Here is a 20,968-nt window from a genome sequence, read left to right on the forward strand (position 1 = left end):
CGGTAACGAAACTGTAACATTCGCATCCGCAGTCAAAACAAGAAATTTGGAGCTCTTGAATGTTTGCTTTCTTTCGTCCTGCCGCACACCAGGCGCCTCTGCCTGAAGAAAATATCGACAGTACCTACCGACGGCTGCGCTGGCAGATCTTCGCCGGTATTTTCTTCGGTTATGCCGGGTATTACCTGCTGCGCAAGAACTTCTCCCTGGCCATGCCCTACCTGATCGACGAGGGTTACACCCGGGGGGAGCTGGGCCTGGCGATGTCGGCCATCGCGATCGCCTATGGCCTGTCCAAGTTCCTCATGGGCCTGGTATCCGACCGCTCCAACCCGCGTTACTTCCTGCCCTTCGGCCTGCTGGTATCGGCGGGGGTGATGTTCATTTTCGGTTTCGCGCCTTGGGCGACGTCCAGCGTGACCATGATGTTCATTTTGCTGTTCATCAACGGCTGGGCCCAGGGCATGGGCTGGCCGCCCAGTGGCCGGACCATGGTGCACTGGTGGTCGCAGAAAGAACGCGGCGGCGTGGTGTCGGTGTGGAACGTGGCGCACAACGTCGGCGGCGGTCTGATCGGCCCGCTGTTCCTGCTGGGCATGGCCTGGTTCAACGACTGGCATGCGGCGTTCTATGTACCGGCCACGGTGGCCTTGGCAGTGGCGGCATTTGCCTTCATTACCATGCGCGACACCCCGCAATCGGTGGGCCTGCCGCCGATCGAGCAGTACAAGAATGATTACCCGGAAGGCTACGACGCCAGCCACGAAGACGAATTCAGCGCCAAGGAAATCTTCGTCAAGTACGTGCTGCGCAACAAAATGCTCTGGTATATCGCATTCGCCAACGTGTTCGTCTACCTGCTGCGCTACGGCGTACTGGACTGGGCGCCGACCTACCTCAAGGAGGCCAAGCACTTCACGGTGGATAAATCGTCCTGGGCGTACTTCTTCTACGAGTGGGCAGGTATTCCGGGCACGCTGCTGTGCGGCTGGATGTCGGACAAGATCTTCCGTGGCAACCGTGGCCTGACCGGCATCGTGTTCATGGCGCTGGTGACCGTGGCGACCCTGGTGTACTGGCTCAACCCGCCGGGCAACCCGATGGTCGATATGATCGCGCTGATCTCGATCGGCTTTTTGATCTACGGCCCGGTGATGCTGATCGGCCTGCAGGCGCTGGAACTGGCACCGAAGAAAGCCGCCGGTACGGCTGCGGGCTTCACCGGTCTGTTCGGCTACCTGGGCGGTTCGGTGGCAGCCAGTGCGGCCATGGGCTACACCGTGGACCATTTTGGCTGGGACGGTGGTTTCGTGCTGCTGATCGGCGCGTGCGTGCTGGCCATCGCATTCCTGATCCCAACGCTGTGGCACACCAACAGCGTCAGCTCGGCGCGTTAATCGCCTGAGCAATCCTTGGCACAACGCTTGAGCCGCGCCTCCAGGTTTTTATCTGGCATGGCGTGGCTACGCAGGGCGTTGACGGTCTGCTCGACATAATCGCGAGTGGTGCCGTAACGCCCACAAGCGCTTTGCAGCACGTGGTTCAGCACGATATCGGGCAGGTTACCGGCGTAGCTGGGCAAGTGCCGCTCCAACACAAACCCCAACGCCTGCACCTGACTGCCATCTTCAAGGCGGCAACTGAGCCAGTGCGGCCGGTAGGACGGGTAAGGCATCTCGCGCTGCCACAAGGCGTAAAGCGAAGCCTCCAGTTGATCGTCCGGCAAGCGGTAGGCAAACCCGCTGCACGAGCCTCCGCGATCCAGGCCAAAGACCAGGCCCGGCAACTCCGGCGTGCCCCGATGCTCGTGGGACCACAGGTACAGACCCCGGTGATAACCGTGGACCCGTGCCCGCACTCGCTCAGTCGACGAACATTCCGGGCGCCAGATCAGCGAACCATACGCAAATAGCCAGACCGGGCCACCCTTGTGCCGGCCCATGGTGGCCTGCATCGAGCTCATTAACTGTTCGTGAGTGAGTTGCGGCCCCAGATCGAGCCGCGGAGGGTAAGCCAATTGCAGAAGATCGGATTCAATGGCGGTCATGGCGAAAAGCGGTGCGCCTCCTGTGTGTTACCAGTTGTAAGCAACTTTACCGTAATAAAACGCGCCGCTGTAACCGTACGGCGAAAAAGTGCTATAGGCCAGGTTGCCCCCACTGCTGGCGAAGGCGTTGACCTTCTCCGGGTATTTATCGGTGACGTTGTCGCCGCCCAGGGTGAAGGTCCAATTCTTCAGCCTGTAGTCCGCCGACAGGTCCAGCACCCAGGCAGCCTTGAAGGTCTGGTCGTTGACCTTGTCCGCCTGGTAGCTGGTGAATTCACCATAGCGCACCAGGTTGCTGTGCAGGGCCCAACGGCCGTAAGTGAAGTCGTTACCCAGGCTCAGCTTGTGCTGCGGCGTGGTATCCCCCAGCAAACCGATGCGCTCGCGGCGGTCCACACGCACCAGGTTCGCGCCCAGGCTGTCGAGGATGGCCGGGTTGGCCTTCACGTCCGTCACCTTGGTGTGGTTGTAGTTGTAGCCCAGGGTGCTGTTCCAGCGGATGCCGCTGTCGAACTGGTAACGATAGTTGGCGACCAGGTCGACGCCGTCGGTGCTGGTGTCGGTGGCGTTGGTGAAGTAGCGGGCGGTGGTGTAGTCGATATTGCCGACACCGTTGGCCTGCAAATAGGCGCGCGTCGCCGCATTTATGCCGAGGTTGGACGACAGGCTTATACGGTCACGGATGTCGATGCGGTACACATCCACCGTCACCGTCAGGTCATCGGCCGGCTCCAGCACCAGCCCAAGGCTGTAGTTGCGCGACTTCTCGGCCTTGAGGTCTTCGGCGCCGAGCAAACGCGCCACCTGGCTGTTGGCCGGGAACGTGCCGGCTTCCTGGATGGTGCTGCCGATCAGCTGCGATGAGGTGTAGGCAAAGTTCTGCTGGGCCAGGGACGGCGCGCGGAAACCGTTGGAAACACTGCCGCGCACGGCCACCTGCGGGGTGAAGTCATAACGGGCCGACAGCGAGCCACTGACATTCGAGCCGAAGTCACTGTAGTCCTCGTGGCGCACCGCCGCCGAGGCACTGAGTTTTTCGGTGAAGTTGGTTTCCAGGTCCAGGTACTGGGCCCAGTTGTGGAGCGTGCTGGTGCCCGCGTCGGCATCACGGAAACCACCCAGTCCGGAACTGCCGGTCTGAAAGTAGGAGGCCGGCTCGCCCGCCTCGATTTCATAACCCTGGTGCAGGTATTCACCGCCAAACGCCACGGACACCGGGTAAGGCAGCCAGCCCACGTCGAATTCACGGGACAGGTCCAGGCTGACTTGCTTCTGGTCGTTGCTCAGGGTGCCGTTGTCGAACTTGCGCGGCGTGGCCAGGCCCAGGGAGGTGTTGATGGTTTCGGTGCTGAGTGCGTACTGGTTCTTGCCATAGTTGGCCGACAGGTCGTAATGCCAGTCGTAGGCCAGCAAACCGCGCAGGCCCACCACCAATGAGGTGTCTTCAAGGTTGCCCTTGATCAGCGGCAGGTAACCGTTGGGGTTGAGCGCCGGGATGTTGTTGGACGCATTGCTCGCCCGGTAGAACGCCGCCGTCTCGCCGCGCCGCTTGCTGTAGCCGCCGAAGGTGTAGAGCTCGGCCGCCTCGTTGAAGGAATATTCGGAATTGAACTGGAATTTGCCTTCATTGGTGGCCGGCTCACCCTGGCGGAACACGCGCTGGCCATAGGTGGTAGAGCCCACGCTGCCCGTGCGGTAGTCATCCCCGGCGCGGTTGGTGTAGTCATTGTCAGCCCCTTCGGCCGACAGGTTGATAAAACCGTTGTCGCCCAGTGCCAGGCCGGTATTGCCGCTGACATTGCGCTGGATACCATCGCCCTTCTTGTATTCGCCGAACTTGGTGGAGATCGAACCGCCATGGTCGGCGTGCTTGAGGATCACGTTGATCACCCCGGCAATCGCATCCGAGCCGTAGCGGGCGGAAGCACCGTCACGCAGCACTTCGATATGGTCCACCGCCGACAGCGGGATCGCATTCAGGTCCGCCGGTGCCGACCCACGGCCCACCGCGCCGCCCAGGTTGACGAAGGCACTGGTGTGGCGGCGCTTGCCGTTGACCAGCACCAGCACCTGATCGGGTGACAGGCCGCGCAACTGCGCAGGGCGCACCAGTTCGGCACCATCCACCAGGCTTGGGCGCGGGAAGTTGATCGACGGAATCAGGCGCGCCAGCACCGCCCCCAACTCATCAGAGCCCGTGCTGCGCAGGCTATCGCCGGAAATCACATCGATCGGAGACAGCGAAGCACTGGCGGTACGCTCCTGGGCGCGGGTGCCGGTGACGATCACGGTGTCGAGTTTGGGTGCATCGGTGGCGGGCGCTTCGGCCGCCAGGACAGGATTGAAACCCACAGCGGCCAGCAAATTGGCCGACAAAATCGCTGTGTACAGCGCGTGTTGCGTGTAGCTCCCCATACCGCTCCCCTTTGAATCAAGAATCAGAACGTCAGTGTTCTGAGTTCGCAAGATCGATCCGGCTGGCGGGCGGTGGCGGTCAGTTAATGGTTATTGGAAGAAAATCGGTAGTCCGTTGCGATATAGCTTAAGGATATTTATGTAACAAATTAAATACCTTTAAAGCATAAGCGAATGCATAAGCCCGATGCCCCTTTCGTCAGGATTGCACAGGGCATTCCAGCTACTTTCAGCCCCGGTTCAGCCTGGGAGCACGCCAAGCCGTCAAACTGGCGCGCACGTCCACGACCCACCTAGCCGCCCATCAAACCGTCTATCGAGGTCGCACCCATGAAGAAATTTCGACTGCCTGGCCTGCTGTTCCTGGCCCAGGCCACCACCGCACTGGCTGGCGAAACACCGCCTGCCGAGGACGACAAAGGCTTCTGGTACGCGCAGACCAGCGTCTATACCCGGCACTTCGCGCCGGACAAAGACCACAACAACAACCAGGACCTGATCGGCCTGGAGCGCAATGAGGCATCAGGCTTTGTGTATGGCGGGGCGACGTTTCGCAACTCGTTCAGCCAGCGCTCTTACTACGCCTATGCAGGCAAGCGCTATGACATGGCCGACTCTGCGGTGTACCTGAAGGTCACAGGCGGGGCGATCCAGGGCTATCGCGGCAAATACCGCGACAAGATCCCCCTCAACCGTTTCGGTGTGGCGCCGGTGATCATCCCGTCGGTAGGCACCCATTACGGGCCGGTGGCGGCGGAACTGGTGCTGCTGGGGTTCAATGCGGCGATGGTGACGACCGGAGTACGTTTCTGAGCGTGCGCATGCCCCGTTCCACCGTTCCGTTGCGTCAGGGCCGCGGGGCGTAGGCGAATACGTCGGCGCGCATCTGGTGCGCATCCATGCCGGCATCGACCAGTGCATCCAGCGTGCCGTAGATCATCGCCGGTGAACCGCTGGCGTAGACATGCACCACCTTGAGGTCGGCAATGTCTTCGCACACCGCTTCATGCAGCAGGCCGCAGCGCCCTTCCCAGCCACACAGGTCGCTGACCACCTTGTGCAGGAACAGATTGGGCAGTTGCCGCCATTGGTCCCAGTGCTCGATCTCGTAGAAATCTTCCGGGCGCCGCACGCCCCAGTACAGGTGCACCGGGTGCTTGAAGCCGGACGCGCGGCAATGCTCGATCAGGCTGTGCATCTGCGCCATGCCGGTCCCGGCGGCGATCAGCACCAATGGCCCGTCCGGCAGCTCGGCCAGGTGGGTGTCGCCAAAGGGCAGCTCGATGCGCGCCATCTGGTTGCGCTGCAATTGTTCCAGCAAGTTGCGCGCGCTGTCCTCGCGGGCCAGTACATGCAGTTCCAGCTCGCGACCGGCGTGGGGCGCCGACGCCAGGGAAAATGCCGACTTCTCGCCATTCTCCCGCTCGATCATCAGGTATTGCCCGGCGTGGTAACGCACCGCCTTGCCGGCCGGGGCCCGCAGGCGCACGCGCCACACATCTCCGCCCACTTCCACGCACTCACTCAATTGGCACGACAACTTGCGCAACGGCAACTCTCCCGGCGCCAGCACGCCATCCCACAACACAATGCAATCTTCCAGCGGCTCGGCGATGCAGGTGTAGAACTCGCCATGGTCGCGAACCTCACCGGCTTGCTGCACCCGGCCCTCCACCAGCAGTGCGGCGCACACGTGGCACACGCCATTGCGACACGCCTGGGGGCATTCGTAGCCCAGGCGGCGCGCGCCTTCGAGGATTCGCTCGCCGGGGACCAGCTCCAGCACGGCGCCGGAAGGTTGCAGGGTTACACGCATCAATCTATTCCCAATTCTTTCCAAATCGCATCGACACGTGCCGTGACGGCCTCATCCTTGACGATCACCCGGCCCCACTCGCGGGTCGTTTCACCCGGCCATTTGTGGGTAGCGTCCAGGCCCATCTTCGAGCCCAGGCCCGACACCGGCGACGCGAAGTCGAGGTAGTCGATCGGCGTGTTGTCGATCATCACCGTGTCGCGCTTGGGGTCCATGCGCGTGGTGATGGCCCAGATCACATCGTTCCAGTCCCGGGCATTGATGTCGTCGTCGGTGACGATAACGAACTTGGTGTACATGAACTGTCGCAAAAACGACCACACACCCAGCATGACCCGCTTGGCATGGCCGGGATACGACTTCTTCATGGTCACGATGGCCATGCGATACGAGCAGCCTTCCGGCGGCAGGTAGAAGTCGGTGATTTCCGGGAATTGCTTCTGCAGGATCGGCACGAACACTTCGTTCAGCGCCACCCCCAGAATCGCCGGCTCATCCGGCGGACGGCCGGTGTAGGTGCTGTGGTAGATCGGTTTGATCCGATGGGTGATGCGTTCCACGGTGAACACCGGGAAGCTGTCGACTTCGTTGTAATAGCCGGTGTGGTCGCCGTACGGGCCTTCATCGGCCATCTCGCCTGGATGAATCACGCCTTCGAGGATGATTTCAGCGGTGGCCGGCACTTGCAGGTCGTTGCCACGGCACTTCACCAGCTCGGTGCGGTTGCCACGCAACAGGCCGGCGAAGGCGTATTCGGACAGGCTGTCGGGCACCGGGGTCACGGCGCCGAGGATGGTCGCAGGGTCGGCGCCCAGGGCCACGGAGACCGGGAACGGCTTGCCGGGGTGCTTCTCGCACCATTCACGGAAGTCCAAGGCACCGCCACGGTGGCTCAGCCAACGCATGATCACCTTGTTGCGGCCAATCACTTGCTGACGGTAAATACCCAGGTTCTGGCGGTCCTTGTTCGGGCCCTTGGTGACGGTCAGGCCCCAGGTGATCAGCGGGCCGACATCGCCGGGCCAGCAGGTTTGCACCGGCAGCATGGCCAGATCGACATCATCGCCTTCGATGACCACTTCCTGGCACACCGCGTCCTTGACCACCTTGGGTGCCATGGCAATGATCTTGCGGAAGATCGGCAGCTTCGACCAGGCATCCTTCAAGCCCTTGGGCGGCTCGGGTTCCTTGAGGAACGCCAGCAGCTTGCCGATCTCGCGCAATTCGCTGACCGCCTCGGCGCCCATGCCAAAGGCCACACGCTCGGGGGTACCGAACAGGTTGCCGAGCACCGGTATGTCAAAACCGGTCGGGTTCTCGAACAGCAGCGCCGGGCCCTTGTTACGCAAGGTGCGGTCGCAAATCTCAGTCATTTCCAGCACCGGTGAAATCGGCATCTGGATACGTTTCAACTCTCCGCGCTGCTCAAGTTGCTGCACGAAATCCCGAAGATCCTTGAATTTCATTAACCATGCCACCCGTAAAATAGGCGTACATCCTACCTGCTCTGAGGGCTGCTGGCAGCTTATCGAGGTGCATTTGGCCGTTGCAGGGCCCGAAAAACCGACACAAAAAAAATGGCGCCCCTGGGGGCGCCATTTCTTCGGACCTGAAACGTCGTGATTACTTACGTTTCATCGACAGGAAGAACTCGTCGTTGGTCTTGGTGGTTTTCAACTTGTCGATCAGGAACTCGATGGCTGCCACTTCGTCCATCGGGTGCAGCAGCTTGCGCAGGATCCACATGCGCTGCAGTTCGTCGTCGGCGGTCAGCAACTCTTCGCGGCGGGTGCCGGAGCGGTTGATGTTGATCGCCGGGAACACGCGTTTTTCCGCGATGCGACGGTCCAGGGGCAGTTCCATGTTGCCGGTACCCTTGAACTCTTCGTAGATCACTTCGTCCATCTTCGAACCGGTTTCAACCAGTGCGGTGGCGATAATGGTCAGCGAGCCGCCTTCTTCGATGTTCCGCGCGGCGCCGAAGAAACGCTTCGGTTTCTCCAGGGCGTGGGCATCGACACCACCGGTGAGGACCTTGCCGGAGCTCGGGATCACGGTGTTGTAGGCACGGGCCAGACGGGTGATGGAGTCGAGCAGGATCACCACGTCCTTCTTGTGTTCGACCAGGCGCTTGGCCTTCTCGATCACCATTTCGGCAACCTGCACGTGGCGGGTCGGCGGCTCATCGAACGTCGAGGCAACCACTTCGCCGCGCACGGTGCGCTGCATTTCGGTGACCTCTTCCGGACGCTCATCGATCAACAATACGATCAGGTGAACTTCAGGATTGTTACGTGCGATGTTCGCTGCAATGTTCTGCAGCATGATGGTCTTACCGGCTTTCGGCGGGGCGACGATCAGGCCACGCTGGCCTTTGCCGATCGGGGCACACAGGTCGATCACGCGACCGGTCAGGTCTTCGGTGGAACCGTTACCGGCTTCCATCTTCATGCGCACGGTCGGGAACAGCGGCGTCAGGTTCTCGAAGAGAATCTTGTTTTTCGCGTTCTCGGGACGATCGAAGTTGATCGTATCGACCTTGAGCAGGGCGAAGTAACGCTCGCCTTCCTTGGGTGGGCGGATCTTGCCAACGATGGTGTCACCGGTGCGCAAGTTGAAGCGACGGATCTGGCTCGGCGAGACATAGATGTCGTCTGGGCCGGCGAGATAGGAGGCGTCTGCAGAGCGGAGGAAGCCGAAGCCGTCCTGGAGAATCTCCAGCACGCCATCACCGGAGATTTCCTCGCCGCTTTTCGCGTGCTTTTTCAGCAGGGAGAAAATCACGTCCTGCTTGCGCGAACGGGCCATATTTTCTATGCCCATTTCTTCGGCCAGTTGGAGCAGGTCGGTAATCGGCTTTTGCTTGAGTTCAGTCAGATTCATATAGGAATGACGTAATCATTTATGGAGGGGGGGGAAATTAAGCTTTTGGCTTAATGAGGCCGCGCCGCGGAGAAGGCGACAGGATCGCGTACTAATCGAAAAGGAATGCGTCGGCGACGGCTTGCAGGGGGCAGTGGAGAAACCAGTGCGGGGCCGAATGTACCACCTGAGTTTCGGAGCGTCTAGCCCTGTTTCACGAAAAAGCCCCGCTATTTGCGGGGCTTTTTGACGACGCTTAGATGTTGGCGTCGAGGAAAGCTTGCAGCTGGGACTTCGACAGCGCGCCCACCTTGGTGGCTTCGACGTTGCCGTTCTTGAACAGCATCAGCGTAGGAATACCGCGCACGCCATGCTTGGCCGGGGTTTCCTGGTTGTCGTCGATGTTCAGCTTGGCAATGGTCAGCTTGCCTTCGTAGGTGGTTGCAATGTCGTCCAGGACCGGAGCGATCATTTTGCAAGGGCCACACCATTCAGCCCAGTAGTCAACCAGCACCGGGCCAGCAGCCTTGAGTACTTCGGCCTCAAAGGTCGCGTCGGTGACGTGCTTGATAAGATCGTTGCTCATGGATGTCTCCGGATTGTAAGCAAAAAAAACGTTGCCCATCATAGCCGCCCTTCCCTCGTTCAGGAAGTCGCCTCTGATTGAGTCTTCCTATGATGGCGCATGAGTTTGCGCATAGCCCAACTCAGGGCGCAACAGGAGTCACGAAGGCAATCCCCGTGCGCAACGCCGCGTTGCGTACGTGCTCCTGCATGGTTTTCTGCGCCGACGCACTGGCCCGCCGGGCCAGGGCGCGCAGGATCTTGCGATGTTCCTGCCAGGTTTCCATGGCCCGCTCCGGCCGGATGAACGGTAGTTTCTGGCTTTCCAGAAACACCTCGGCACTGGCACTCAGGATGCTCACCATTGCCTGGTTGCCACTGGCCAACAGGATGCGCTGGTGGAACTCGAAGTCCAGCCGCGCGGCTGCTTCGAAGTCACCGGCCTTGAGCACCTTGCGCATCGCTTCGACGTTGTCTTCCAGGCTGTCCAGCTCATCGATCGTCAGCGTGACCGCCGCCAAACCCGCCGCAAACCCTTCCAGCGCATAGCGCAACTGGAAGATATCGAGCGGCGTGGCCTGGGCTGCAAAAGGCCAGGCAAAGCCCGGCGCATCCTCAACCGCCTGTACGAACACACCTTTGCCCGGCTGCACACTGACCACACCCAAGGCGCTCAAGGACGACAGCGCCTCGCGCAGCGACGCCCGGCTGACGCCCAACTGCACCGCCAGGTCGCGCTGGGACGGCAGTGCATCGCCCGGCCCGAAGCCTTGCTCCTTGATCAGTTTGCGGATGGCCTGCAGGGCCGCTTCCGGTACGGCTTGGGCGATGGAATTCATAAAAAACTCAAGATTTGCGTCAACAGAGCGGCTAGTTGTAAAGCTATTCAGGAGCCACGGCAAGCCACGCCCCAAAGGGGCTCGCGCAGTTTTACCGACGCTCGAAAAGGGTGCGAAAACCCGCACAGCTGTTCAGACCAGTAAGACCACCAAAGCTCAACAAACTCGCGCCTCGCAGACGGTCCGCGCAGTACTGGCATGGGCTGTGCACTGAGCAAATCCAGAAAATTCCTTCGCCCTTCTCGGAGAGTTGCCATGACCAAGCGCTACAGCGCCCTGCTCACTGCCCTGTTTGCCAGCCTGATGCTGAGCCAGGCACCCGCCCAGGCCAACGGTCTGGACGATATCGTCGCCCGTGGCACCCTCAAGGTCGCCGTGCCCCAGGACTTCCCACCGTTCGGCTCGGTCGGCCCCGACATGAAACCCCGCGGCCTGGACATCGACACCGCCAAACTGCTGGCCGACCAACTCAAGGTCAAGCTGGAGCTGACCCCGGTCAACAGCACCAACCGCATCCCGTTCCTCACCACCGGCAAGGTCGACCTGGTGATCTCCAGCCTGGGCAAGAACCCCGAGCGCGAAAAGGTCATCGACTTCTCCAAGGCCTACGCACCGTTCTACCTGGCCGTGTTCGGCCCGCCTGATGCCGCCATCAGCAGCACCGACGACCTCAAGGGCAAGACCATCAGCGTGACCCGTGGCGCCATCGAAGACATCGAGCTGACCGCCGTAGCACCGAAGGAAGCCATCATCAAGCGCTTCGAAGACAACAACTCCACCATCGCGGCCTACCTGGCCGGCCAGGTCGACCTGATCGCCAGCGGCAACGTGGTCATGGTGGCGATCAGCGAGCGCAGCCCGAAACGCGTGCCGGCGCTGAAAGTGAAGCTCAAGGACTCGCCGGTGTACGTGGGCGTGAACAAGAACGAGCCGGCGCTTCTGGAGAAGGTCAACCAGATCCTGGTCGCGGCCAAGGCCGATGGCAGCCTGGAAAAGAACGCGATGCAGTGGCTCAAAGAGCCATTGCCTGCTGATCTCTGAAGCGGAGCTGATTGATGGCCTATCAATTCGACTTTGTGCCGGTGCTGGCCAATACCGATCTGCTGTTGCGCGGCGCGCTGTTCACCCTTGAGCTGACGGCTATCGGCGCAATCCTGGGCGTCGCCCTGGGCACTGTCGGCGCCGTGGTGCGGGCGTGGAAGATCCAGCCCTTTGCCTGGTTCTTCGGGGTGTATGTCGAGTTGATCCGCAACACGCCGTTCCTGGTGCAGCTGTTCTTCATCTTCTTCGGCCTGCCCTCCCTGGGATTGAAAATTACCGAGTGGCAAGCAGCCGTATTGGCGATGGTGATCAACCTGGGGGCCTACTCCACGGAGATCATCCGCGCCGGCATCCAGGCCATACCGCGCGGGCAACTGGAAGCCGCCGCCGCGCTGGCGATGACGCGTTTCGAAGCGTTTCGCCATGTGGTGCTGCTGCCGGCGCTGGGCAAGGTGTGGCCTGCCTTGAGCAGCCAGATCATCATCGTGATGCTCGGTTCGGCGGTGTGTTCGCAGATCGCCACCGAGGAGCTGAGCTTTGCCGCCAACTTTATCCAGTCACGCAATTTCCGCGCGTTCGAAACCTATGCCCTGACCACCCTGGTGTACCTGTGCATGGCGTTGATGATTCGCCAGTTGCTCAACTGGATCGGCCGCCGCTTTGTGATGAGGAACAGCCGATGAGTGATTTTTCCTTCTGGGACATCGTGCGCAACCTGCTTACGGGCCTGCAGTGGACGCTGTTGCTGTCGCTCGTGGCGTTTATCGGCGGCGGCCTGATCGGCTTGCTGGTGATGACCCTGCGCATCAGCCGCAAGGCATTCGCGCGCAATCTTGCGCGTACCTATATCGAGCTGTTCCAGGGCACGCCGCTGCTGATGCAGCTGTTCCTGGTGTTCTTCGGCATCGCCCTGCTGGGGGTGGATATTTCACCCTGGCTGGCAGCGGCGATTGCCTTGACGTTGTTTACCAGCGCCTACCTCGCCGAAATCTGGCGCGGCTGCGTCGACTCCATCGCCCATGGCCAGTGGGAAGCATCGGCCAGCCTGGCGCTGAACCCGCTTGAACAACTGCGCTACGTGATCCTGCCACAAGCCCTGCGCATTGCCGTGGCGCCCACCGTTGGGTTCTCGGTGCAAGTGGTCAAAGGCACCGCCGTCACTTCAATTATCGGCTTTACCGAACTGACCAAGACCGGCGGCATGCTCGCCAACGCCACCTTCGAGCCCTTCATGGTCTACGGCCTGGTGGCCCTCGGTTACTTCCTGCTCTGCTACCCCTTGTCCCTCAGTGCGCGCTACCTGGAAAGGAGACTGCATGCCTCTGCTTAGAATTTCCGCCCTGCATAAGTATTACGGCGATCACCACGTCCTCAAGGGCATCGACCTGACCGTTGAAGAAGGCCAGGTCGTGGCAATCATCGGCCGCAGCGGCTCGGGCAAGTCCACCTTGCTGCGCACCCTCAATGGCCTGGAATCGATCAACGACGGCGTGATCGAGGTGGATGGCGAATACCTCGACGCCGCCCGCGCCGACCTGCGCAGCCTGCGGCAGAAAGTCGGCATGGTGTTCCAGCAGTTCAACCTGTTCCCGCACCTGACCGTGGGCGAAAACGTCATGCTCGCACCGCAAGTGGTGCAGAAAGTGCCCAAGGCCAAGGCAGCACAACTGGCCAGGCAAATGCTGGAACGCGTGGGCCTGGGCGAGAAATTCGACGCTTTCCCCGATCGCCTGTCCGGCGGCCAGCAGCAACGCGTTGCCATCGCCCGCGCCCTGGCCATGTCGCCCAAGGTGCTGCTGTGCGATGAAATCACCTCGGCCCTGGACCCGGAGCTGGTCAATGAAGTACTCAGCGTGGTGCGCCAACTGGCCAAGGACGGCATGACCTTGATCATGGTGACGCACGAAATGCGCTTCGCCCGGGAAGTGGGCGACAAGCTGGTGTTCATGCACCAAGGCAAAGTGCATGAAGTCGGCGATCCGAAGGTGCTGTTTGCCAACCCGCAGACTGCTGAGTTGGCGAACTTCATCGGCACTACCGAAGCGCACGCCTGACCGCCCAGCCATCGGGCACCATTTCGAAACGGCCTCCCCCCTCCAGCAGGGTTTTATCGCGCACGGCGGGGTGGGTGCCCGCTAGATAGGTATCGACCTGCACCTGAGCCGAAAAGACTCGACCGGCGATTGGCTGCCCGGCCCTCAGTGGCACCAGCACACCGCCGGGGCGCAGCTGCCCGTCTCGTTCAGTGCGGTTGTGCATCGACACCAGTTCGACGGCCTGGCCATCCAGCAATGCCTGTCGAAGGCTCAGATCAAAGCGCCCGTGAGGGCCAAAACTGAAACCCTGCGCATCGGCTGGCGCACCGCGGAAACGCAGCGCAATCACCGCCGCCTCAGGGCAAACCACGCTGAGGTGCACCGTGCGTCTACCGATGGAAATACCGTGGGGTCCGGGCTGTGTGTCGACGCGCAACGGTCCGTAGTCGATCTGCGGCCGGCTCAATGACAGGTGGCATTCCGACGCCGAAACGTCAGCAATCATCAAGAGACCCGCCAGTAATCCAACCCCGCCTGGAAAGCGTCCCGAGACAAGGGCGGCCTTAACGACAGACCGCTGAGGAGGTTTCATACAGTTGGCCGTCATAGCTGGGCTCCGCCAGATCGAGTTGCAGTTTGCAGGGAGTCGCATTCGGCGACGACAAGGTCAGTACCTGGGAATGCTCAATATTGTTGAGGAAGATCATTCCGTCCCCCACCACCGTGGTCAGGAACGTGTTATCGGCGGCAAGCACCGACGTCCCCTTGGGCAACGGCTGCCCGCTTGGGTCGCGGACACGCACCAGCATCCGGCGAACCTTCGAGACTTCAAACTCGACCGTACTGAACGAGCCTCGCCCGACCTCCAGCATCTTCGTGCCATTATTGAGATCAACCTGGCGTGGCAAGCTTTTACCGTCCACCTCGACAAGGCTGCCCTGATAAGCGGGTAAGCCGGGAATCACGGCCATTCCCCAGCGGTCGGTCCAGACGGGCCCCTGAGGGGTACTGATGCGAGCCCCCGGAATATTCCCCACCGACGCCACACCGAAAGTGTCCTCGACACGGTAGGGAGACAGTGTGAGGCCTCGCTCGTGAGCAACCACGGCGCCTTGTAGCTGCCCGCTATAGATCGTGCTGGACGAGTCTCGATTGAGCCCCAGGCCGAGCTGGGTATAACGAGACGTCGCGTTGAGCGTTCCACCCACCGACTGATCGCTGGTACCTCTCAGGTCGCGCTCGCCCCTTAACTCGTAGTTCAGGGTGTCATTCACGCGCTCGCTGTAGGCTGTACCGATACCGGCATGACGCCCTTGGCGTCGAACCGTCGAGGTCACGGAGCGGTCACTGCCCAGTGGAACAGTGATCTGCAAGCGCATGCCCAAGCCATCATTTTTGTCTCTGGAGTCGCCTGACGCACCTACCTGGGAGTCAATGCTCACGGCAACATTGGCGTGCCTGAAGTTTTTGTTCCACGCGCCGTAGATATGCTGGGAAGTACGATTGTCGAAATGAGCCGAACGGGAATAACCGACAGCGAAGCCACCCAATTGAGGGTCTGACCAACTGAAGCCTGCCGTGTACTGGTGCCTGGCGCGCGCCCCCTGTACCTCGCCAGGCTCGCCGCCAACAGCTTCGAGCACATCCCGGTAACCCGAGGTCTGGCGAGTGGCGCTCAAGTTCATCTGGACGTTGCCCGGCAGCGTACTGCCAAACGAAACGCCGCTACGCGAACCGCGTACCTTTTGCTTACGGTCATGGGAAAGGTTATTGCGCAATCCCAGTGAAAACCGCTGGTCAAAGCTGCTGTCCAACGCCAGGCCCACCGAGTGGTAGTTGTCCGTGCCCTGAACTCCCGAACTGAGGGCCGCGTCCTCCCCTAACGCCCACGTTCCGCTGGCCATCGCCAACAGAGGCTCGGCGGCGCCCCTTCGATCCACATCACGCACCTTCCCTATTGCAGCGGTATATCCCGATTTAATCGGAACCGATCCACGGAACGAGGCGGCCGGCACGATAAAACTGTGTTGCCCCCCCTTGATTTCGATAACCCTGACGTCGAGGTCGCTGGTGCCATTGAGCAGTGGCAAATTGCGCAAGGTGAACGGCCCTTCCGGGACGAGAGTGGTATAAATCAATGCGCCGGACTGCCGGACTTCCACCCGCGACTGACTCCGCGCCCGCCCTTCAACCAAAACGCCATTGCTGCTGGTGCGGTTTTCCATTCCGTCAGGAAACAGCTGTGCACCGATCAGTTGAACACCACCGAACACGGGGCTATCAGCCGATATCTGGCCTGCCTGAAATGTCGAAGCCAAGGGAGCGATATCGCGCTGCGCGTATGCATACAGATGCTCAGTCGCCGAACGCTCATCGTTGGAGAGATAGAGCTGACGACTGCGGACGATCCAATTGCCCACGTTGAAACCCATTTCCGTTGAAGCGGATAAAAAGCGCCCTCGATCCCCCCGCGAGTGGGCATTGACGCCTTGGACATCGTAGTTGACCAGCGCCGCTGCACCTCCCCGGGCGTAATGACCAGTGCTTTGTTGCATGTCGCGCAGCGCCTGGGTCGGGACGACCAGCACAACCTCCTCACGCCCTGGGCGCAAGGTCACTACCGTTTTCGGATACTCGGCAATAAAGTCATGACAGGCCTGGGCGGCAGAGACTTGCTTATCGATCACCGTGGCGGGAATCTGCAGTCCCGCCCGATCCAATAGCCCACGGTTGAAACACAGCGCGCCTTCATGGTTAAACCGCGCGTCAGTCAACCCGATGGGATTACCGTTGACCGTCAAATCGACGACGCGCGTGCCCTCGCTGAACCGAGGGGCTTGCTGAAAGTAGCGCGCAACTGAAGGGTCGATACCACGCGCCTGCAAGGTGGCAAGGTCAAATCCGAGCACCGCCGCCGGCGCGGCGTAAACGTCAGCGGCCATTCCCGACACCACCGCCGCCCAAACCGAAAGGCTGATTCCGCTTCGCCTGAAAGCCTCCTCAGGTTTTATTGGCGCCCGGGATGGCTGCCCACGTACGGCGCTACAAAACCTGCTGGCTTTTTTTCCCATGGCAGGTCACGGCTGATTCGCTACGAGCAAAGCCTCGTAGCTATCGACGGAAAACCCATAGAGCGTGGCCGGCATAAGGGTGACCGACGTGGCGGCAGAACGTTTTTCCACGGCAACGCTGAGGGTTTCGCCCGGCAAGATATAGGTACGCGGCAAAAGCGCATTCACCTTCTGCGGGTTCAAGACCACCTCAGCCGCCAGGCGCACCACATAGGGGCTGTTGTTGCGTGCGCTCAAGGTATTGCCGTGAAGGCTCCAGGTCAGCAGCTCCCACGGTGCATGATGTTGAGGTAAACCTTTGGGGTGGAGAATGAGCGGCAGGTTTTGCCGTAGGCTGATACCAATTGTCGCGCCCGAGCCGGGTTGGGCCTGGGGAATACCTTCAAACGTAATGCGCTTCAAACGTTGGGTTTTGAGAGGCTCCTTATTGATTGCCATAACCCTGACCATTTGCCGCTCACCGCTATCGACACGCGCAACGGGCTGAGTAATGACGGCTAAAGGCTCCGGGTCTTCCGGTATATCTTCGATAACTGAATGAAGCAAGGCAGGACTTGGGTCCGTATTGGTGACATTGATGCTGACTTCACCATCCGCCTCATTGAGAATGACAACTGTTGTTTCCGGCTCCATGCCGTCTGCATACGCGGCACGGCAGAAAACAAAACCCAGACACAAACAACCGGCCAGAATAGATTTTTTTCTTGTAGAAACAAGCATCAACACTTCCTTCACAGCAATAACGAAACACGCCGAATCAGGTTGGCTGCCGCCAAAGAGACTGCAAGCCGACCTGAATCGCCTGGAAGCTTTTAGAGATAGACCAATTCCAGGGTTGTATGGCCATCAAGTTTTATTTCGTTATTCATGCTCAGCGCAGATGTTTTATTGATCACTGGCTGGACATTCAAATTCCCCGAGACGACGGTTATTTTAATCGGCGAATAGCTGGCGTTCGTACGCCAACTTCCAACCTTGGCTGACTGCCCCAAGACAGGATCGGTGATCCCCCAACTCGCGCCATTATTATTAGACCGCGCAACCAGTACAGCTTTACCATCGGCAATGTTGTTTTCCATGAAAACCACGTAGCCGCCGATTTTTTCATTCTTCGAGGTAAACCCAAGACCATAATTGAAATCATCGTTATAAGTAATATTGTACTGACTCACCATCATGCCGCGCACCTTGCTGGACGCGCGGTTATCCTGTGTCTTAATACCAACAAACGTGGGCGATGCACACCTGACGGTGTAAGGCGTCCCCTTTTTGGCCAGTTTGGTGTAGTTAGTAGCACTCAGTGACCTAGGATCGATCCGACCGTAATCTATCGTTGAATTAACAATAGTAAAACTGCAACTGGCAGGCGCAATGGAGCCTCTCACTCGTAAGTCCGCGGCTTGCGCACTCAAACCCAACATAGCGAGAAACATGCCTGATAACGAAATAATCTTCTTCATAGCAATCATCGACAATAGCCAAAGAGACACGTGCTGATTGACACTTCATAGTCAGCACGCCATGGATACCTATGTGGAGAAATCTAGAGGTAGCGCAACTCCAGGGTGAAATGGCCGTCCAGGTTGATCTGGTTGCTCATATCAAGTTCGGACGTCTTGTTGATGACGGCTTGAACTTCAACATTGCCGGAAACAGCATTAACCAATATAGGCGCATACACATTCCCCGCACGCCAACTGGCTATATTGGCAGTGTGGCCTACTGCCTGGGTACTGTTTGGTTCCCATCGTACGCCGTTATTTTCCGAGCTAACAATCCCTACCGACTTGCCGTCAGCTACAGAATTTCGAAGGTGCACTACATAACCTCCGATTTTTTGCCCCCTGGAAGTGGCCCCCAGACCAAAATTGTAGAGATCCTTGTAGTTCCCGCCAAACTGCCCCAGCATCATGCCTGGTATTCTCGAGCCAGCTCGATTATCAACGCTCCTGATACCCACTTTTATTTTAGACTGACCACTGCACCTCACCGTATAGGGAACACTCTTCTTATCCAGCTTGGTATAACTTGTCGGACTCAGGCTGCTCGGGTGAATAGTTCCATAGTCAATGACCGAGCGGGTGAGTGTAAAACTGCAACTGGCTGGAGCGATCGCGCCTTTTACACGTACATCGGCAGCCTGGACAGTCAGGCTCGCAACGACGAGGCATAGACCCGCCACTACTGGGTAATTCTTCTTCATCTAACGTTCATCCATAGTAATGACCATAGGCTGGCCAGTTATTGAATGATCAGAACACCTCCCCTGCGTCACGCCTGGTGCGCATATGAATATCTCGTCCTTGAAGCTCCGACCTATAAACACCACCCGGGACAGGTGCCGAACGTGAGTATTCATATTCCAAGAGAATAATAAAACCGGAAAAAATGACACCTCATGTAAGAGTGATCCCTATCTCCACTCTAAAAAACAACCCCATGTATACGAACAGGGAAACAGCAAGTTAGGACAAACATAAAACGGCGTAAGACTTATCGACAAACTCAATAAAACCAAGAATAGCCAGTACAAAACCCAGTGCTTTCTGGCTTTGTAATACATCATTTGTGGGCCGGTCCTACGCGCCACGCAGAAAGCACTTATAGGTATACGAGGAAAAATCCTCTGTTACTACGCGTTGGCTCCAGCGATCGATCGTGGCACGATGGCAAGGTTATCGACCGAGACCCCCAAACCATGCCGCAATCCCAAGCCAAGAATCTGTCCCTGATCGCCGCCATCGACCTGGGCTCCAACAGCTTTCACATGGTCGTGGCCAAGGCCCAGAACGGCGAAATCCGCATCCTTGAGCGGCTCGGAGAGAAAGTGCAACTGGCTGCCGGGATCGACGATGAGCGCCAGCTCAATGAAGAATCCATGCAACGCGGGCTCGACTGCCTCAAGCGTTTTGCACAGCTGATCAACGGCATGCCCCTGGGCGCCGTGCGAATCGTCGGCACCAACGCCTTGCGCGAAGCCCGTAACCGGGGCGAATTCATCCGTCGCGCCGAGGAAATCCTCGGCCACCCCGTAGAAGTCATCTCCGGCCGCGAAGAAGCACGCCTGATCTACCTCGGCGTGTCCCATACACTCGCAGATACCCCCGGCAAGCGCCTGGTGGCGGACATCGGCGGTGGCAGTACCGAGTTCATCATCGGCCAGCGCTTCGAACCGCTGCTGCGTGAAAGCCTGCAGATGGGCTGTGTCAGCTATACCCAACGCTATTTCAAGGACGGCAAGATCACACCGGCGCGCTACGCCCAGGCCTATACGGCAGCGCGTTTGGAGATCATGAGCATCGAGCACGCCTTGCACCGCCTGACCTGGGATGAAGCCATCGGCTCGTCCGGCACCATCCGTGCCATCGGCCTGGCGCTCAAGGCCGGCGGCCATGGCACCGGCGAGGTCAACGCCGAAGGCCTGGCGTGGCTCAAGCGCAAGCTGTTCAAGCTGGGGGATGCCGAGAAGATCGACTTCGACGGCATCAAGCCGGACCGTCGCACCATCTTCCCGGCCGGCCTGGCGATTCTCGAGGCGATCTTCGACGCCCTCGAACTGCAACGCATGGACCACTGTGACGGCGCCCTGCGCGAAGGTGTGCTGTATGACCTGCTGGGCCGCCATCACCACGAGGACGTGCGTGAACGCACGCTCACCTCGCTGATGGAGCGTTATCACGTCGACCAGGAGCAGGCAGCCCGCGTAGAGCGTAAAGCACTGCATGCGTTCGATCAGGTCGCCGAGGACTGGGACCTGGAAGACGGCGTATGGCGCGAACTGCTCGGCTGGGCGGCCAAGGTGCATGAAGTGGGCCTGGATATCGCCCACTACCACTACCACAAGCACGGCGCCTACCTGATCGAGCACTCCGACCTGGCGGGTTTCTCCCGGGAAGACCAGCAGATGCTCGCACTGCTGGTGCGCGGCCATCGTCGCAATATTCCCAAGGACAAGTTTGCCGAGTTCGGCGATGAAGGCATCAAGCTGATCCGCCTGTGCGTGCTGCTGCGCTTCGCGATCCTGTTCCACCACATTCGTGGCACCCAGCAGATGCCCCAGGTGACCCTGCGCGCCAATGGCGACAGCCTGGATGTCGTGTTCCCCAAAGGCTGGCTGGATGAGAACCAGCTGACCCAGGCGGACTTCGCCCAGGAAGCGGAGTGGCTGACGCGGGTGGGGTTCAGCCTGAACCTGCGCTAACCCGATCTCATGAACACTGCAAAAACAAATGTGGGAGGGGGCTTGCTCCCGATTACGGTGTGTCAGTCGCGAATAC

General features: G+C 59.7%; 19 protein-coding genes. 7 read left to right on the forward strand and 12 right to left on the reverse strand.

Annotated elements, in window-relative coordinates:
- Positions 1 to 59 precede the first annotated feature (59 nt).
- Positions 60 to 1,397, forward strand: a complete 1,338-nt coding sequence (glpT, locus tag C8K58_RS06545; RefSeq protein WP_027608367.1) for a glycerol-3-phosphate transporter — start codon at positions 60 to 62, stop codon at positions 1,395 to 1,397.
- Here the strand turns inward: glpT and C8K58_RS06550 are convergent.
- Together C8K58_RS06550 and C8K58_RS06555 are read right to left on the reverse strand one after the other, a co-directional pair.
- The gene (locus C8K58_RS06550) at positions 1,394 to 2,047 is read right to left on the reverse strand and encodes a gamma-glutamylcyclotransferase (protein WP_027608366.1); all 654 of its coding nucleotides are present in this window, start codon (positions 2,045 to 2,047) and stop codon (positions 1,394 to 1,396) included. The genes glpT and C8K58_RS06550 overlap by 4 nt on opposite strands.
- A gap of 27 nt (positions 2,048 to 2,074) precedes the next feature.
- Positions 2,075 to 4,462, reverse strand: coding sequence for a TonB-dependent siderophore receptor (locus tag C8K58_RS06555; protein ID WP_108573427.1), 2,388 nt, complete (start codon positions 4,460 to 4,462; stop codon positions 2,075 to 2,077).
- Positions 4,463 to 4,792: 330 nt separating this feature from the next.
- Here C8K58_RS06555 and C8K58_RS06560 point away from each other — a divergent pair, with 330 nt between their 5' ends.
- The gene (locus tag C8K58_RS06560) at positions 4,793 to 5,275 is read left to right on the forward strand and encodes a hypothetical protein (protein WP_027608364.1); all 483 of its coding nucleotides are present in this window, start codon (positions 4,793 to 4,795) and stop codon (positions 5,273 to 5,275) included.
- Between the two features lie 34 nt (positions 5,276 to 5,309).
- Here the strand turns inward: C8K58_RS06560 and C8K58_RS06565 are convergent, their stop codons facing one another.
- The 5 genes from C8K58_RS06565 to C8K58_RS06585 form a co-directional block, all read right to left on the reverse strand.
- The gene (locus C8K58_RS06565) at positions 5,310 to 6,278 is read right to left on the reverse strand and encodes a CDP-6-deoxy-delta-3,4-glucoseen reductase (protein WP_027608363.1); all 969 of its coding nucleotides are present in this window, start codon (positions 6,276 to 6,278) and stop codon (positions 5,310 to 5,312) included.
- Positions 6,278 to 7,744 (reverse strand): 4-hydroxy-3-polyprenylbenzoate decarboxylase, encoded by a 1,467-nt coding sequence (gene ubiD / locus C8K58_RS06570; RefSeq protein WP_027608362.1) that lies wholly within the window; start codon positions 7,742 to 7,744, stop codon positions 6,278 to 6,280. Before ubiD ends, C8K58_RS06565 begins: the two co-directional genes overlap by 1 nt.
- Before the next feature lie 157 nt (positions 7,745 to 7,901).
- Positions 7,902 to 9,161, reverse strand: a complete 1,260-nt coding sequence (rho, locus tag C8K58_RS06575; RefSeq protein WP_003176825.1) for a transcription termination factor Rho — start codon at positions 9,159 to 9,161, stop codon at positions 7,902 to 7,904.
- A 235-nt stretch (positions 9,162 to 9,396) separates the two neighbouring features.
- Positions 9,397 to 9,726: a thioredoxin TrxA gene (trxA, locus tag C8K58_RS06580; protein WP_015886460.1), complete on the reverse strand. Its 330-nt coding sequence runs from the start codon at positions 9,724 to 9,726 to the stop codon at positions 9,397 to 9,399.
- A gap of 121 nt (positions 9,727 to 9,847) precedes the next feature.
- Positions 9,848 to 10,543, reverse strand: coding sequence for a FadR/GntR family transcriptional regulator (locus tag C8K58_RS06585; protein WP_108573429.1), 696 nt, complete (start codon positions 10,541 to 10,543; stop codon positions 9,848 to 9,850).
- 255 nt (positions 10,544 to 10,798) lie between these two features.
- Here C8K58_RS06585 and C8K58_RS06590 point away from each other — a divergent pair, with 255 nt between their 5' ends.
- The 4 genes from C8K58_RS06590 to C8K58_RS06605 are packed head-to-tail and all read left to right on the forward strand — an operon-like array spanning position 10,799 to position 13,638.
- Positions 10,799 to 11,584, forward strand: coding sequence for a transporter substrate-binding domain-containing protein (locus C8K58_RS06590; protein WP_092355803.1), 786 nt, complete (start codon positions 10,799 to 10,801; stop codon positions 11,582 to 11,584).
- 14 nt (positions 11,585 to 11,598) lie between these two features.
- The gene (locus C8K58_RS06595; RefSeq protein WP_017736949.1) at positions 11,599 to 12,267 is read left to right on the forward strand and encodes an amino acid ABC transporter permease; all 669 of its coding nucleotides are present in this window, start codon (positions 11,599 to 11,601) and stop codon (positions 12,265 to 12,267) included.
- A complete protein-coding gene (locus tag C8K58_RS06600; RefSeq protein WP_027608359.1) occupies positions 12,264 to 12,914 on the forward strand; it encodes an amino acid ABC transporter permease in 651 nt (216 codons plus the stop codon). The genes C8K58_RS06595 and C8K58_RS06600 overlap by 4 nt, the downstream gene beginning before the upstream one ends.
- Entirely contained in the window at positions 12,901 to 13,638 is a 738-nt protein-coding gene (locus C8K58_RS06605; protein ID WP_027608358.1) for an amino acid ABC transporter ATP-binding protein, read from the forward strand. Before C8K58_RS06600 ends, C8K58_RS06605 begins: the two co-directional genes overlap by 14 nt.
- Here C8K58_RS06605 and C8K58_RS06610 read toward each other — a convergent pair.
- The 5 genes from C8K58_RS06610 to C8K58_RS06630 form a co-directional block, all read right to left on the reverse strand.
- Complete coding sequence (locus C8K58_RS06610; RefSeq protein WP_092355806.1) at positions 13,619 to 14,125, reverse strand: hypothetical protein; 507 nt, start codon at positions 14,123 to 14,125, stop codon at positions 13,619 to 13,621. The two genes, C8K58_RS06605 and C8K58_RS06610, sit on opposite strands and share 20 nt — an antisense overlap.
- A gap of 58 nt (positions 14,126 to 14,183) precedes the next feature.
- Positions 14,184 to 16,562 (reverse strand): fimbria/pilus outer membrane usher protein, encoded by a 2,379-nt coding sequence (locus C8K58_RS06615; protein WP_108573431.1) that lies wholly within the window; start codon positions 16,560 to 16,562, stop codon positions 14,184 to 14,186.
- 135 nt (positions 16,563 to 16,697) lie between these two features.
- Positions 16,698 to 17,411 (reverse strand): fimbria/pilus chaperone family protein, encoded by a 714-nt coding sequence (locus C8K58_RS06620; protein ID WP_074847951.1) that lies wholly within the window; start codon positions 17,409 to 17,411, stop codon positions 16,698 to 16,700.
- 92 nt (positions 17,412 to 17,503) lie between these two features.
- A complete protein-coding gene (locus tag C8K58_RS06625) occupies positions 17,504 to 18,151 on the reverse strand; it encodes a DUF1120 domain-containing protein (protein WP_158277070.1) in 648 nt (215 codons plus the stop codon).
- An 83-nt stretch (positions 18,152 to 18,234) separates the two neighbouring features.
- Positions 18,235 to 18,894: a DUF1120 domain-containing protein gene (locus C8K58_RS06630; RefSeq protein ID WP_081744497.1), complete on the reverse strand. Its 660-nt coding sequence runs from the start codon at positions 18,892 to 18,894 to the stop codon at positions 18,235 to 18,237.
- Between the two features lie 495 nt (positions 18,895 to 19,389).
- Between C8K58_RS06630 and ppx the strand changes: the two genes are divergently transcribed.
- The gene (gene ppx / locus C8K58_RS06635) at positions 19,390 to 20,892 is read left to right on the forward strand and encodes an exopolyphosphatase (RefSeq protein ID WP_027608352.1); all 1,503 of its coding nucleotides are present in this window, start codon (positions 19,390 to 19,392) and stop codon (positions 20,890 to 20,892) included.
- The last annotated feature ends 76 nt before the right edge of the window (positions 20,893 to 20,968 follow it).

This window comes from Pseudomonas sp. GV047, from assembly GCF_003058245.1.
In the GTDB taxonomy this organism is placed as follows: Bacteria; Pseudomonadota; Gammaproteobacteria; order Pseudomonadales; family Pseudomonadaceae; genus Aquipseudomonas; species Aquipseudomonas marginalis.